Consider the following 14029-nt stretch of genomic DNA (forward strand, 5'->3'; position numbering starts at 1 on the left):
ATCACTACAACGCGGCCATCCGCGTGAAGACGATCCTGCAGAAGTACAAAGACCCCCGGAGTAGAGATCCGGGGGTCCCACTTCAGTTTGCATCACGCCTGCTCCATCACGCGCGGAAGGCGGCCCGCACCCTGTTGACGAGGGACACCCACCGGCAACGGCGGCAGCGTAGCCCCGCGCTCTCACAACGGGCGGCGAGGCTACGGAGCGTACTCAAGCCGCCGGAAGCCTTTTGCAGGCCGCTCGCTTCCGCAACGTGCCCCACGAGCCGCCGTGCGGCACACGGAGGCCCACGCATGGGGCCCCGCGCCACCTCACGTCAATGACGGGTGAGATCAGCGATTCCACTGAGCAGGGTGCCAACACCCATAAAGAAAGTGCCGACCGCCACGACGATGCTTGCGACGGTCGCCTTCGCTGGCGGTGGGCCACTAGGCTCGGGCTCGGTAGGGATGTCCTTGAGTTCCATGGGGGCTCCTTACGTTTGACCTGCGCTTACGCAGTTGCGGGTCACTGGAGGCCCCGCCCCCTTGTCTTGCAGGACCCGGGGCGGGGTCTCCTGCTCAGCCAGGGAACGTAGCAGCGGGCAGACGCCATGCCGCCTCCCGAAAGACGCTTCTGGAACTAATTGGTGGTCGGGCAAAAGCTTGGCAGCGACAGTATTGGTGACGCCATTTGGAGAATTCTCAACCGTGCTGAGCTGGGCATATGCTGTTGGCATATGCCCAGCACGCCGTGATGGTACCCATCGGCATATGCCAACACTTCCCCGAGCCATGCGCGTATCGGATATACAACCCAAATCGCACAAGGCCCACAGGACTCAAGATGGCTTGAAAGCATCACCCCGAGTGGCATCAGCGGAAGGTTTCCGGCAGCGCGTATGACGGCCCAGGTGACGAGGACCCCGTGCGGACAGCCTGGTTACGGAAACCGTCAATCCGCCCACCTACGGGCATGACAAGATCGTTCCTGTAGGGGCGATGGCGTCAGGGGGAGGCTCTCGGTGGGAAGCCATCTACGTGTCGGTGAAGTGCTGCGGTCCGCCCGGAACCGTGACCCCTCGTTGCCGGTCATCGACGGGTACCGGAACATCCACCACGTCACGGCTTCCCACACTCTCGCTCAAATTCAGTTGAGCAAGGGCATCAACCCCGTCGCCAAGGTGCGGGCGGCGGGCGGGCAACGCCGTCCGGCGATTCTGATCCGATCTAGCCCATGGAAGGCCGGCACTGCTGAAACACCCTGGCACGACGTGTTCAACCTGGACCGTGGTCACGTGTCCTACTTTGGCGACCACAGGGTCGACCACACCGTGCCCGCGGGGAGCACTCAGGGCAATGCGGTGTTGCTGGATACCTTCACAGAGCACCAGGCGCCTACCCCGGAGCAGCGTGCACTGGCCGTGCCATTGCTTTTGTTTGCAGCGGTCTCGCGCAACAAGACCCCCAAGGGATACGTCGAGTTCTGCGGCGTGGCGGTCATCGAGAGCGTCGAACAGATCGAGCAGGAGGCCAAGGGGCGTCCCTTCCCCAACTACAGGTATGACTTGGCGGTATTGGACCTAAGCACAGAGGGCGATCAGATCGACTGGGCATGGATCGAGGCCCGGGGCAACGCCGAGCTCTCGGCCGGCGACACGCTCAAGCATGCTCCGCGCGCCTGGCATCAGTGGGTAGAACGTGGTCATCAGGCGTTGCCTGAGGTGCGACGACAGAGCACAAGCCCTGGAACAGGTCAGGCATCTCCCCCGGGCTCAGTGAAGGCTGACTACAACGCACCGGGGTTGTTTCCCGCGCCCCGTCAGCCGGACAACGCAGCCCCGACCTCCTCTGGACCAACCGAGCGGCAGGAAGAGCTGACCGCGAGCACGCTCGTGGACAGACTCAGGAACCTCAAGGTCCATAAACTGAACGGCCGCCCGAGCAGGCACAAGCCCCTGTCCTTGCTGTGGGGGATCTCTCGGATCGCCGCAGGCAAGCCCCGTCTCGCTCCCTGGCGGGAGTTTCGTGACGAGGTGGGAGGTCTACTTGCCGACTTCGGTCTTCCTGAGTCCTCCGTGACTCCTGAGTACCCATTCTGGCGCCTGAAGACGAGCCAGCTGTGGCACATCAAAGGGCCCCTGTTGGATTCATCTGCCGAGCCCTCTCCCTCAACACTCGACCAACTCAACCCCGAGGCTGGTCTGAACAAGCGCGCCGCGTACCTGCTAAGTGACTCCTTCCTGCGCTCTCAGGCAGTCGCTGTCCTGCGGGAGAGCTACCTCGCTGACGTCGACCAGCACGAGTTGATGGCGCGGGTTGGACTGGCCGGCTACGAGAGCGCCAGCGGCATCCCCGATGACGCGGCGGAGCAAGAGACGGAACAAGGTCCCGCCTCACGGCGAACGGTCACCTTCTCCCGCATCATCCGTGATCCCGAACTGACGGCCACGGTGAAGGCACTACACGACGACCGTTGCCAGGTTTGTGATCTGCAGCTGCCGACCCGATTCAGCACCTACAGCGAAGCAGCCCACATCCGCGGCCTCGGCCGCCCCCACCACGGCCCGGACAAGCTGTCTAACCTGCTCGTCCTCTGCCCGAATCATCACGTGCAGTTCGACGCACTCGCCATCTACGTCGACACCGACGACACCGTGCGCATGACCTCCGACGGCACGACCATAGGCCGACTGCGACGGCACCCCGCTCACCAAATCAACGCAGCACACCTGCGGTACCACCGGGCCCTATGCGGCAGAGACCACGAGTGACCGCGCGGGCCTGTCGGCCCCCTCAGGCAGCGCCAGGCGCTTGACAGCGCCCCGTTCACCGCTTACGACCTGCGGCGTTCCGTGGACCGCCCTCTGCCGGGGGACACCTGCGGGCCATCGGTCGTCAGGAAGCTGGAACGGGCTCAGGATCCAACAGCTCCTTCCCACGAGCGCGCCCCCAGAACTGGCCGTCCAGTGAGAACTTCGGTCGCGCGTCGTCAGATGGGACAGGAACAAGGCGGGTGGAGATCCACTCGCCCTTGGTCGGTGCCGGCAATTCGAGCTTACGGGCGACGTGTGGGTGTGATCCTTGGTGGCCTAGCACGACGATGCCCTTCGGGCGCAGAGCTTTACGGGCGTCGCGGGCCCGTTTCGGCGCGTCATCCTGCTGGCCGACGGTCAACACGGTCTGTCGGCCAATGAGCCGGTCACTGAGGGGCGCGCAGGCGGGCGTGGAGAGTCTGTCGGGAGATGCCAGTCATGCGGGCGAGGGCGGCGATGTTGACCTCGGCACCCGTAGCCTCAATCCGCTTGACCATCCGGACGATTTCTCTCATCGCGCCAGCGCGGACCTCGTTGCCGAAGGCCCAGGTGCACGCCAGGCTTTGGATGGTCTTGAGCCCAGCTTCTGCGGTCTTGTTGCCCTCCGCGTGTGTCAGCACCTCTCCGACCGGGTGGCTGTCGAAGCGGTCGAGGAGCTTGAGCGCCTCGTCCGTGTCTATGGAGAGCACCTCCGTGTACCTTCCGGGGCCCGTCCAGCGGCCGATAAGGCGCTCATACAGCTCAGCTCTGCGAGTGGCGTATGCCGCCCTCTCGCGCTCAGCCTCGGCCTGCTTGGCGTTGCCAAGCCTGTCGGCCTCAACAGCCTTCCGGTAGTGCTCGCCGGCACTGATGCGCTGGCTCTCCGCTTCTCGCTGAAGGCGATCGTCATCCCACATGAGCACATGTAAAGGTCTTGACGCGCTTACAGTCAAGGCCTTTACAGAGCGACTCTGACCGCCACAGCCGCAAGTCTTCTCATACCAGCCACCCTCCCAGGGGGCACGACGCTCGGCTGTCACGAACCAACACTCTGCGATGACGCACTGTGGACACGCCCATGCTGGCCAGAGGATGGTCGTAGAGCAGCCGGACGGGCCCGCCCATACCGTGCCGATCGGATGCCGCAGGCTCTGCCCAGAGGCAGTCGCAGTCGTAGATCAGCCAAGTTATCTGGATATCGCATCGAGCTGCCGTTGGTCCGGGGAGGCTGGCGGAGCAAGACATCCCCGCACATTGCTCAGGAGTGGCCATGGTCTCCGCACCGCGACAGCGCAAGTCGCTGGGCGACTGCCCATCCCGGCATCTGAACGTCAGGGAAACCCAGTGATAGACCGACTCACCCCGCAGAACGTCACCGTCACCACCGCCACGATCGAGGTGAAGACCCTCACCCTGGGTAAGAGGCAGATCACCCAGTCCGTTTTCCGACAGCTCGTCGAGGAGCGGCTGATCGACGACAAGGGATCTTTGCGAGGTCAGCCGTGGGGCTACATCAACCACTGCCCTGAGAAGAAGGTCGCCGACATCCTCACCGGCAAGATGATCGACTGTGCCACTGGCCCCGACCACCGGCACGTCGTCTGGCAGAAAGGCGACGAACTCCGCCGCAGCCGCATCATCGCCTACCGGCCTCCCTACTACGGCGTCTGGAGCGACACGACAGACCTGATCGTGCAGGCTGGCTACTGCACCAATAACCATGAGATGCCAGCCTGGATCATCAGCCGTCGGTCCGACGAGTTCGCCTTCCAGCAGGACGGTGTGAGGTGCACTGGCACCGCCCCGAAGCGCGGGTGGGAGTCGGGCCATGAGTGCGCAACAGCCACAATGCTGGAGAGGGCACGCGCGGATCTCAACGAGGAGATCGCACAGGAAAGGGTCCTCCACGCCGCCCGGAAGTCCGCGTGGGAGGCCGTGGTCACCCTGCCTCAACTGTTCATCGCCGTTTGACAGCGGCACCCCGTCCATACCGAGGCCAGCCACCCACCCATCGCACGTGGCACCGCCGCATTGACCACCAGATAGCAGACCGGACGCGCGTTCGTTTCGCCTGCTCAGGCGGCTGCGAAGGATACAGATTCGAACTCGTGAGGGGTACCCCCCAACACGCTTTCCAACTGTCCACACAGCTGTCCAGATGGATTCGTCGCTGTACGGGCGGCAGCTCAGAGCAGGCGACCGTACAGCGACGAACGACGGTGTTCGTCGACGAACTGGACAAGGACCAGGACAACGAGCAGCTTCGACGGGCGTCGTTGAGTGCCGGCATCGGCGGTCACGACCCGAGGTTGGTGGCGCAGGTTCTATCCGGCGAGCCGCTGCCAATGAGGGTCGTGACCTGGACAAAAACCTAGATGGTGCGGCCACTGATCACAGAGTAGCCAGCAGGTCGCGACGGAGCGTCAAAGCCTCGCTCTGGTACGGGACCTGAGAATCCGTCAGTATGTGGACATGAGTATCCCGGGGGCGCGCCCAGACGACTCTCACCCACCGGTGACCGTTCTGGGCGACAAGGCGTGCAAGGCACGGTACGGCGTCGCGCATGTGCGATCGATCTTCAGTCAGGCTGGCTGCCCCTTCAAGGAAACGTCGCCCGACGAAGACGCTATGGCTGTGGATGGCGACGTTGACTTCCTCGCGGCTTCGGCACGGATACAAATCAAATGTACGTCTCAATTCACGATCGCCGGTAGGGGGGCGACCTGGCCTGCGGAAGTTCACTGGCGTGAGCGATGGAACGCGGCAAGGATTCCCGTCTACTTTATCCTCGTGATACTTGACCGTCGGGATCGGTTCGAATGGATCAATCATCACGGGGCCGGGACTGATCACCGTGCCGCAGCATTTTGGACTCGCGTAGACAAAATCGGTCCCGGCGAGAATGTTACCGTTCCGAAAAGCCAAAGACTCACCGTCGCGACTCTCATCGACTGGGAGAAGGAGGTAGAGGAATGCTTCTTGCCGATGTAAATGAAATCACGGAGCCTCGGACGCCCACACTCCCGCAGGTAGAGGACTTTATGGAGTCCGAAGGGTGGGTTCCGCGACCACCGGGCCCGGCCGGGCGGATGTGGGTTAAGCAGGCTGCCCGAATTGCAGTCCCTGTAATGCATGAGGAAGATGCCGCACTGGTTCAGGGAATCATCGAGCGCATTGCTCGATGGGAACGGAAAGATCTTCGATTTATCACGAACTACATTCGCTACTATCGCACAGACGTGGCTTTGTTGCAGGCGGCGAAGGATGACTTCGCGAACACAATCCCGCTCGACGCGGCAGCCACCGTAATCTCCAACGCTAAAGCGATTCTACGGGCGAGTGGCACAACGGCTTGGAGCGAGAAAAGCAACATTGCTGGGAACTATTCCCAGCAGGGCGATGCCGTCGTGGAAACGGCGCGCATGGATCATACGGTCCGAGGGCCATTCATGATTCCAGTTTTGGTACCTCTGCCTAAAATGGATACTTCTCAAGCCCCTTTGCCGAACGTTCAAGGTGAAGAACTATTTCGTGCTGCGGCGGAACCTTTCGCTCGCCGGGTTACTCGGACCCTGGCTCAGTCGCTCGTAGCCGTAAATGAGGTTATTGTTCAGCCCGAGGGCCTGCCTTCTGCAAGGACTTTGCATGCTGCCGTTGAACGTGGCGTGAGTCGAGAATTCTGCTCGGCCTTGACTAAAATTCTTGAGCAACCGTCGGTGGCCGAGTTCAAGGCCCACTTTCAGTGGGCCCCGGCGGTTCAGGCGTCTTCCTCAGTGCCCAGCACGGTCGAAATAGAGGCAGCAGCAGCCGATAAGGTGAGGCGTGCTGCCGAAATCCTCAAAGAGAAAAAAATGGAACCGCATTCCATTTTCTCCGGTGGCATAGTTGAGCTACGGCACGTACAGGATGAACCCTTCGGTACTGTAACGGTGGCGACGGTAAGGAATTCCAGGGCGTGCGAAATTCGGGTACGTCTGAATTACGAGCAGTACCAAGAGGCAGTCGGTTGGCACCGCGATCGACGACCGGTGATTGTGCGCGGAACAGTGAGAGAGGGGCCGGGACGGAAGTTGGTCGTGGATCAGCCAGAGAGTTGTCGGCCAATCGACGAGTCATTGCTCCCCGAACCCCGCCAAGGCCAGGTGGTGCAACTCCGTCCCCATCGTTCCCAACGATGACTGTGCACCTGATCCGGTCTGGACATGTAGGAAGTAGCTCCCAACCGAGTCGTAGCAGCCCTCTGTGCGTGCTGACGACGTATCCGGCCGGCCCTCGACAGCGCGTCCTCGCGTAGCGTCGCCTTGTGCTGGCACTCTTTGACCTGGACAACACCCTTATCGATCGCAGGGCGGCCCTTGAGGGCTGGGCTCGCAGCTTCGTGCGCTCGCGCCGGTTGCCCCGGACTGCGGAGTCCGTCGTATGCGATCGACTCAGGGAGCGCGCCTACCCGGCGGACTTCGTACATCTCCGGACGGTGCTGGAGCTTGGCGATGATCTGAGCAGCCTCTGGCGTGAGTACGTCGCTGGTGTGGCTCGGTCGGTGCGGCCCTTCCCTGGGGTTCAGGAAGGGCTCGAAGGGCTGCGTCGCTCGGGGTGGACGCTCGGCATCGCAACGAACGCGGCGGGGGACATTCAGCGAGCCAAGCTCGACACGACTCGGCTCGCACCGCTCTTCGACGGCATCTGCGTCTCGGCGGAGGTAGGGGTACGGAAGCCGGAGCGTCGTCTCTTCGAGGCCGCGGCTAGGGCATGTGGCGTCGAGCTGAGCGCCGGCGGGTGGATGATCGGCGACAACCCGGACACGGACATGGATGGGGCAAGGGCAGCGGGCCTACGGACGGTCTGGGTGGCTAACGGCTGTGAATGGCCTGATGGCCTCCAGAAGCCGGTCGCTGCGGTGCACCGAGTCGCGGAGGCCATCGAGCTGCTGCGAGAGATAAGGGTTTAGCTCGGATCGCCGTGCGGGCCTGTATGCAGCTTTTCCATGACGAGCGCTAGGTCTGGCGACGCATCCTTGAGGCCCGACCACCGTTCCATAACGGCCGCTGCGGCGTTAGCCAGGTCCGAAGGAAGTCCGGCCTCTTCGAGGGCGTGCGCCGCTTCCCTCATCTCGGGGCCCCAACGCCATGACCGAGCGGCGACCTTCGGGAAGTATGTGGTCTCTGTCAGATAGCTGGTCGTACGCCCTGCGGTGATGTCGAGTAGCTCGGCCTCCACCCCGTGGTCACTGGCGAGGGCATAGGCGACGGCGGCCAGGGCGCGGCTCGCCTTCTGGTAGCTGCTGTACGACAGCTTGAGCGCGGACGCCTGGCCGACCCCGCCTGACAAGGCACGTGCTTGGACGGCGCTTCCGTCGAAGAGCCGGGCGACTGCCAGCAAAGCTTCGGCCGGACCCGAGAGGTAGAAGCGAGGGCTCTTAGAGTCCGACGGCGGGGATCCGATCACGGAGCCGTCGACCACGGTCGCCCCAGAGCGGAGCAGGATGGCGCTGACGTTGGCCATCGTCGCTGGAGAGACAGCGTTCCCATCGACGTAGATTCGGGCATACGAGCACGCCGCGACGTCCCGCGCCACGTCCTCGGCAGCGGCCGGCGGGCACAGGCTCAGGATGATGTCGGCGCGCTCAGCCATTTCGCTCAGTGCCCGTACGGGTGTGAGCCCGTATCTCTCCGCCCGTGCCTGGCTGGTCGCGCTGCGTCCGATCGGGCACCACAGAACCTCAGCACCGGAGCGTCGTGCCTCAGCGGCGATGGCTGCTCCCATGCTGCCGGGGTGAAGGATGCCGAGCGTCGTCATGCCACAAGCTCCCGGATGTCCCGGCTCTCGGCTGAGGCAGAGCCTGTAAGAGCGTCGATGATGGCGACGGCCGATTCGCTGGGGCTGAGCTGGTCGGTCCGGAGGGTGAGGGTCCAGGGAACGGCCTCGTGGGTCAACAGATCCTCTCGGGTTTCGTGCCACACCTTCATACGCGCCTTCACGTCTCTGTCCCCGCGGCCGACGGAACGCGACTCCGTGACGTCCAGGGGGCACCACAGCAGCGCGCGAACCCAGTGCAGGGGAAAGGCAGCCACCGCTCCGACGCCAGCGATTTGCCCCATGTGTAGAACTGGGATGCGGCTAGCGTCGACCAGAGCCGCGACACCCTGTCGATCAATGGCGTACTCAGCTTCGTAGCGTGCGTTGCGGTAGAGCAGTTCTCCCGCGCGCGACAACGCGTCGATGTGGTCGACGGTCGTGAGCCGGTATCCGGTCGTGCGTCCGGGACCAGCCTTAAGCCGCTCGAAGAGCGCGAACTCCGGCCGGAGTCGACACAGTTCGTGAGTGACGGTGTCCTTACCGGATCCCGGAGGGCCGTACAGGATCACGCCGGACGGCGTCACAGCCCACCGCCACTCAGCACGTCGCGCGCTTCGTCGACCAGGGCAACTGCCGCGCCAAGGCGGTTGTCAACGACGAAGTGCGGGCCCTGGGGACGCAGCTCCAGATTGAGCGACGAGAGGTATTCGTCCCACGCCTCCATCTTCCATGCGTCGCGGGCGGCGCCACGAAACTCGATGTACTCGCGCATGGACTCTGGATCGCATTCGACCCAGATGGTCGCGACAGAGACTCGCTTTGAGCGGCAGCGGTTCTGGAATCGCAGCATCCAATCGGATTGCGAAAACTCCGAGACGAACGGTGCGTCAAGGATGGTGGAAATTCCACAATCCACGTTGTCCCAAGCTGCTTCCATGAGGCAACGATATTCGAGGGGACGAACTTTTTCGCGATAGAGGTCGGAACTCCGGTCGTGCGCCTCACCTCCGAGTGCAATCAAAAGCTGGTCGACCAGTGGGCGCGTCAAAGAATCCTTGTCGAGGATCGGCCACCCAGTCAGGCCACCGAGGAACTTGGCAAACTCGGACTTCCCGGAACCGGCGAACCCGCCGACCAGCACGACCGTGGGGCCATCGGTGGCGGCGCCGCTCGTACGGCGTCGCCATGCATCAACTACGCGGTTGCGGAATGCCTCACTGTCGACGTCACCCGTACCTTCTCGAATGCTGCTGAGCGCCTGCCGTACGGCTTGCGGCTGTTCGTCGTGTGTCTGTACTCGCGGGGTGGGGAGCTGTACGGCGGCGGACTCCACGGGGGCATCCTCTCCGGGCAAGGCTCGACGGAAGCCAAGTTGCGCTTCATTGCGCCGATAGAGTCGGCAGTAGGCCCGCCGGTAATGCGGCCCCGGGTATACCGACCCTTTCTCGTGGCCCCAGATTGTCTGGAAGTTCGCGGCAATGTTGAAGCCGTGCCGCTCCGCGATTTCACGGAGCTTCTCCCCCGTATCTTCCAGGGTGAGCCCGATCTGTTCGCGATGCTTGCGAAGAAGTTCGGGGTTCCAATCCGGGTGCTGCCGAGCCATCTGCCCCTCCTAGATAGCTACTCGGAGCCGCGAGTGTAGCGGTCCGAGTAGGCCCGTGGAACGTCGTGATAGAGCATGTATAAGCGGATGTGCAAAAGAGCCGAGAATTTCTCAGGTAGTGATACGTGATACAGGTTTTCGCGCCGCAGCTGTGAACTAGTGCACACACCGAACGAGGAGGTGCACATGCCACACACCGCGGCCGCTCAGCCCCTGCCCCTGCTCGCTCGAAGCTCAGCTTCCTTCGAGCGTCGCGACCCGCTGGCGCAGCTCCCCGACTTCGGTGCGCAACTTCTCCACTTCCTCACGCAGCTCCGTCATGATCCCGACTGGATCGGCGAGCTGTGCGGCCCGGCCAGCGTCGGGCGTCAGGAATGCACCCTTGCCCTGGTGGCTCACCGCGAGACCATCCGTCGTCAGTTGCCGGATGGCGGCGCGGGCCACGGTCACCGTGACCTCGTAGCGCTTCTGGATCTGCGCAAGCGAGGGAAGCTGTCCGGTCTCGGCGAATTCGCCATCCGCGATGCGCCGCCGCAGGTCATCGGCTACCTGCTGATAGGCGAACTTGCCGGTCCACTCGACCATCTGCACCCCAAGTCTCTTCTCAGTCTCTGCCTCATAGTGCCCGTGCCTCAGAGGTAGAGCCAGTGCCCACTGCCCTCATTCCGGGCAGGCACTTGACTCACTCTGTCTCACAGTGCACTCTGAGGCAGAGCCGAAAGTGACCCCGCCGAGGAGATGGCGTGGTCGATCGACCTGCCTGACCTGCACAAACAGCACCCGGAAGCTAGGCCCGGGACCAGCGCTGCGAAGAACTCAACAGAGTGCCGGCCCAGCCACCCGCACACGGGTGGTCGATGGGTGCGGGTCACCACCCCGACCGCCCATGTCGGGCCGGGTGACCTGCCCAGATCCGCCCTTCGGGGCGGTGACGGCATTGCGTGATCTGACACCGCAGCACTTTCCGTGGGCCGTACGGGCCTGCGCTGAGCACCAGTGCTCACGGTCCCCGACACCGGCGCCGTCGCGGCGGTGAGTGCCGGGTGGCCGTGAGCGCTCGTACTGCACGAGACGCCGACGCACAGCGGCTCGCGGCTCTCTGGGGCGCTCCCCGGCGGGCTGCTGTTCGGGCCGCTCCACCTGAGGAGAGAAGCCCATGAAGTACATCGTTGCTGGTCATGAGGCCGTCACCGACGCGGAGTTCGCGGAATTGGCGCTGGGTACACCGGTTGAGCTGTGGCTCGGGGTCGAGGGCGAGAGCGGCGAGGAACGCGCGGCCCGTCTGGACGCGGCTCGTGACATCCTCTCCGACCCCCAGTTCAGCGACCTGCCCGACGGCCTGATCCGCCTGGCCGCGCGGGTCGTCGAGGACCACCCGGACCTGTTCAACGTGGTCCCGCTGGTCCGCCCCGCCCGCCGCCGCGTGGCCCGCAAGGGGGTCGCGGCATGAACGAGGGCCTGACGCTGGACGGCTTGTCCGTGCCGCTGCGGGCGCTGCGCCTGCTCGCTGCGGACTTTGGGCACCTCGCAGCCCCGACCGTCGGGGTGAGCACCATCTGGCCTGACCGGCTGGAGTTGTCGTTCCACGGCGACCTGGCGGACTTCGAGGCGTGGCGCGACGCACTGGGCATCGCCCCGGACGCCGTGACGCACAGCACGCAGAGCGGGGGTCGCACGCGCGTCCTGCTCGCGTTCGGTCAGTACGCGGGCGCCACGGTGAAGCTGGTCGCCTACGCCGACGTGCCCGCCCCGGCACTGGCCGGAGCTGCGGCCTGATGGCGGCGCTGGGCAAGTGCTTCGACCCGAGCGGCGCCCGGCACGGCATCCCCACCTACCCATGGCGCCTGGCCCCGGACGGCCTGGCGACCCGGCGGCAGTTGCGGGCGCGTGGCCTGCGCCCCGGCGGTCAGCCGGTCGCCGCGCAGGTACTCCGCCCTCGCTGCCGGCGCGGGCCGCTGGTCGCCTACCTCTACCGGCTCGATAAGGCCAAGCCGGTACGGCCGATGACCGAAGCGAAGCACCGGGCGCTTCAGTGCGCGATGCGCGCCCGCCGAACCTGCCCGCAGTGTCGTCGGGATGCCGGATACGTCATCCCCACAACTCTCGGGTTGTGCGTCCCGTGCGCCTACCCCGACGACCAGCGCGCCGCCTGACCGGCCTGGTCAGACGGTCATCCTCCCGACAAGGAGACAAGCAGTGAAGCATCCCCCGGAACGGTCCCTGAGCTGGGGCCAGACACTCGTACTGGGCGCCACGGCGCTGCCCATGGTCGCCTTCGGCGGTCTGGGCGCGTGGGGCACCTACAGCAACATCACCAGCGTGTTCCACCGGTCGGCCACCGCGCTCGGTGTGGTCGCCGCGGGCGAGGGCGCGACGCTGGTCCTGGCCCTGACCCTGGTGGGCCTGACCATGCTGGGCCAGTCCTCCCCGGCGGCCGTGCGGCTGGGTCTGTGGACCCTGCCAGCGGTGGCGTCCCTGACCGGCGCCGCGATCGCGCCGACGGGCACGGAGTCGGTGGTGTTCGCCTTCACCCCGATGGCCATGTGCGTGGCCGCTGAGGGCATGGGCCTGCTGGCCCGCCGGATCGTGGTCTACCGCACAGGGGTGGACGCCGAAGCGCAGCGCCGCAATGCGGCGGTCGTGCAGAAGCTCGCCTACCACCGGGCCCGCGCCGCGAACCACCCGGAAGAGGACGCCCGCAGGGACTCGGAGCTGAAGTCGTGGAAGCTCGCGAAGAAGGTCGGCACGGGTGATGCACTCCTCGGGGCGAACCTGGTCGACGTACAGCGCGAGCGGATGACGGCCGGCGCGGATGCCGCGCTGGCGGGCATGTTCGCCCTGCCCGTCACGCCCGAAACCCCCGACGTGGCGGCCGCTCCCGAGCCGCCCGCCGTCGAGGCCGTGGACGAGGGAGGCGTCACGGCCGTCACGCCTGCCGTGACGGAGGAAGACACGCAGGTCACGGCCGAGTTCGAGACGGTTCCGGCCGGGGCCGTCACGCCCGTGACGCCGCCCGTCACACCGCCCGTGACGCTGGAGGAGATCGCGGCCGTGGCCGGTGTGCCCACTCCGCACCCCGGGGAGGCGCTGACCGATGCTCAGCTCGTCGTCGTGCTGCGGCACCTGCGCTACAGCGACGACCCGCCGCTGTCCTACCGCCAGGCCGTGACCGGGTTCCGTGAGGGCGGGTTCGTCGGCGGGGAGCAGCGCGTGCGCAAGGCATGGGGCTCGCTGATGTCCCACGAGGAATCCGACGCCTGACCGGCGTCCGGCACCACCAATGACGGCCAGCCCAGTGAAAGTGGGCTGGCCGTCGTTGCGACTGCCGGAAGCAGTCGAGCACCAGTGAAGCAGACCCGGTGAGCCCCGGGCTAGCGGCACCCTCGCAGACCCGGCGCGCAGACCCGGCGAGCTTGTCCCGCCATACCGACGGCCGCCCACATCGCGGCCCGAACCGACCCGCAGGAGATCGACCGTGACCACGCAGACCGCCACCGACACCGGCCGCGCTCAGCAGGGGCAGGGCACGCATCACTTCGTCATCACCCTGGAGAAGCCGGGCTGGCTGTCCGTCACGCAGGAGGGCACGTTCACGCCTCCGCCCGGCAGTACCCGCCAGGACGCCTACCTGTCCATCTACCAGGCCGTCACCGGCCAGGACCCCGACCTGAACGGAGCCTCGGTCGGGTTCTTCGCTCTGGAGTCCAACCAGCTCTGACCGACGCTTTCTTACAGCACAGAGGCCCGGACGCGCGCTTTGGTCGGCATGGCGTCCGGGCCTCTGCTGTCCTCCCTGAAGGAGTGGCTATCAGCATGACGGAACTCAGCACCGAGCCGGTAGCCGTCGAGGCTGC

Annotated in this window: 18 protein-coding genes; 11 read left to right on the forward strand and 7 right to left on the reverse strand. The window is 65.1% G+C overall.

The window, feature by feature from the left end; translation table 11 throughout:
* Nucleotides 1-319: 319 nt before the first annotated feature.
* Nucleotides 320-469 carry a hypothetical protein gene (locus tag ACWEN3_RS25750; protein WP_452975396.1) on the reverse strand — a complete coding sequence of 50 codons (150 nt, stop codon included), beginning with the start codon at nucleotides 467-469 and terminating at the stop codon, nucleotides 320-322.
* 597 nt (nucleotides 470-1066) lie between these two features.
* Between ACWEN3_RS25750 and ACWEN3_RS25755 the strand changes: the two genes are divergently transcribed.
* Nucleotides 1067-2755: an HNH endonuclease gene (locus ACWEN3_RS25755; protein ID WP_452975398.1), complete on the forward strand. Its 1689-nt coding sequence runs from the start codon at nucleotides 1067-1069 to the stop codon at nucleotides 2753-2755.
* A 124-nt stretch (nucleotides 2756-2879) separates the two neighbouring features.
* Here the strand turns inward: ACWEN3_RS25755 and ACWEN3_RS25760 are convergent, their stop codons facing one another.
* Both ACWEN3_RS25760 and ACWEN3_RS25765 read right to left on the reverse strand, forming a co-directional pair.
* A complete protein-coding gene (locus ACWEN3_RS25760) occupies nucleotides 2880-3161 on the reverse strand; it encodes a NaeI family type II restriction endonuclease (RefSeq protein WP_452975401.1) in 282 nt (93 codons plus the stop codon).
* A 22-nt stretch (nucleotides 3162-3183) separates the two neighbouring features.
* Nucleotides 3184-3693 (reverse strand): hypothetical protein, encoded by a 510-nt coding sequence (locus ACWEN3_RS25765; RefSeq protein WP_452975404.1) that lies wholly within the window; start codon nucleotides 3691-3693, stop codon nucleotides 3184-3186.
* Between the two features lie 427 nt (nucleotides 3694-4120).
* Between ACWEN3_RS25765 and ACWEN3_RS25770 the strand changes: the two genes are divergently transcribed.
* The 5 genes from ACWEN3_RS25770 (at nucleotide 4121) to ACWEN3_RS25790 (ending at nucleotide 7724) form a co-directional block, all read left to right on the forward strand.
* Nucleotides 4121-4747, forward strand: coding sequence for a hypothetical protein (locus ACWEN3_RS25770; protein WP_452975407.1), 627 nt, complete (start codon nucleotides 4121-4123; stop codon nucleotides 4745-4747).
* Nucleotides 4748-4995: 248 nt separating this feature from the next.
* A complete protein-coding gene (locus ACWEN3_RS25775; protein WP_452975410.1) occupies nucleotides 4996-5151 on the forward strand; it encodes a hypothetical protein in 156 nt (51 codons plus the stop codon).
* A 97-nt stretch (nucleotides 5152-5248) separates the two neighbouring features.
* Nucleotides 5249-5767 carry a DUF4365 domain-containing protein gene (locus ACWEN3_RS25780; RefSeq protein ID WP_452975439.1) on the forward strand — a complete coding sequence of 173 codons (519 nt, stop codon included), beginning with the start codon at nucleotides 5249-5251 and terminating at the stop codon, nucleotides 5765-5767.
* A complete protein-coding gene (locus ACWEN3_RS25785) occupies nucleotides 5749-6954 on the forward strand; it encodes a hypothetical protein (protein WP_452975413.1) in 1206 nt (401 codons plus the stop codon). Before ACWEN3_RS25780 ends, ACWEN3_RS25785 begins: the two co-directional genes overlap by 19 nt.
* A 125-nt stretch (nucleotides 6955-7079) precedes the next feature.
* Nucleotides 7080-7724 carry an HAD family hydrolase gene (locus ACWEN3_RS25790; protein WP_452975416.1) on the forward strand — a complete coding sequence of 215 codons (645 nt, stop codon included), beginning with the start codon at nucleotides 7080-7082 and terminating at the stop codon, nucleotides 7722-7724.
* On the opposite strand, the gene ACWEN3_RS25795 is transcribed toward ACWEN3_RS25790, so the two are convergent.
* From ACWEN3_RS25795 to ACWEN3_RS25810, 4 genes are all read right to left on the reverse strand, one after another.
* Nucleotides 7721-8572 (reverse strand): DUF1932 domain-containing protein, encoded by an 852-nt coding sequence (locus ACWEN3_RS25795; RefSeq protein ID WP_452975418.1) that lies wholly within the window; start codon nucleotides 8570-8572, stop codon nucleotides 7721-7723. The two genes, ACWEN3_RS25790 and ACWEN3_RS25795, sit on opposite strands and share 4 nt — an antisense overlap.
* Nucleotides 8569-9156, reverse strand: coding sequence for a guanylate kinase (locus tag ACWEN3_RS25800; RefSeq protein ID WP_452975421.1), 588 nt, complete (start codon nucleotides 9154-9156; stop codon nucleotides 8569-8571). Before ACWEN3_RS25800 ends, ACWEN3_RS25795 begins: the two co-directional genes overlap by 4 nt.
* Nucleotides 9153-10175, reverse strand: coding sequence for an AAA family ATPase (locus ACWEN3_RS25805; RefSeq protein ID WP_452975424.1), 1023 nt, complete (start codon nucleotides 10173-10175; stop codon nucleotides 9153-9155). The genes ACWEN3_RS25800 and ACWEN3_RS25805 overlap by 4 nt, the downstream gene beginning before the upstream one ends.
* Before the next feature lie 234 nt (nucleotides 10176-10409).
* Nucleotides 10410-10760 (reverse strand): GntR family transcriptional regulator, encoded by a 351-nt coding sequence (locus ACWEN3_RS25810; protein ID WP_452975441.1) that lies wholly within the window; start codon nucleotides 10758-10760, stop codon nucleotides 10410-10412.
* 571 nt (nucleotides 10761-11331) lie between these two features.
* Between ACWEN3_RS25810 and ACWEN3_RS25815 the strand changes: the two genes are divergently transcribed.
* From ACWEN3_RS25815 to ACWEN3_RS25835, 5 genes are all read left to right on the forward strand, one after another.
* Complete coding sequence (locus tag ACWEN3_RS25815; RefSeq protein ID WP_452975426.1) at nucleotides 11332-11625, forward strand: hypothetical protein; 294 nt, start codon at nucleotides 11332-11334, stop codon at nucleotides 11623-11625.
* Nucleotides 11622-11951 (forward strand): hypothetical protein, encoded by a 330-nt coding sequence (locus ACWEN3_RS25820; RefSeq protein ID WP_452975429.1) that lies wholly within the window; start codon nucleotides 11622-11624, stop codon nucleotides 11949-11951. The genes ACWEN3_RS25815 and ACWEN3_RS25820 overlap by 4 nt, the downstream gene beginning before the upstream one ends.
* The gene (locus ACWEN3_RS25825) at nucleotides 11951-12328 is read left to right on the forward strand and encodes an RRQRL motif-containing zinc-binding protein (RefSeq protein WP_452975432.1); all 378 of its coding nucleotides are present in this window, start codon (nucleotides 11951-11953) and stop codon (nucleotides 12326-12328) included. The genes ACWEN3_RS25820 and ACWEN3_RS25825 overlap by 1 nt, the downstream gene beginning before the upstream one ends.
* Before the next feature lie 43 nt (nucleotides 12329-12371).
* Entirely contained in the window at nucleotides 12372-13436 is a 1065-nt protein-coding gene (locus tag ACWEN3_RS25830; protein ID WP_452975434.1) for a hypothetical protein, read from the forward strand.
* A gap of 214 nt (nucleotides 13437-13650) precedes the next feature.
* Nucleotides 13651-13893 carry a hypothetical protein gene (locus tag ACWEN3_RS25835; RefSeq protein WP_452975437.1) on the forward strand — a complete coding sequence of 81 codons (243 nt, stop codon included), beginning with the start codon at nucleotides 13651-13653 and terminating at the stop codon, nucleotides 13891-13893.
* The last annotated feature ends 136 nt before the right edge of the window (nucleotides 13894-14029 follow it).

The organism is Streptomyces sp. NPDC004561 (assembly GCF_053602155.1).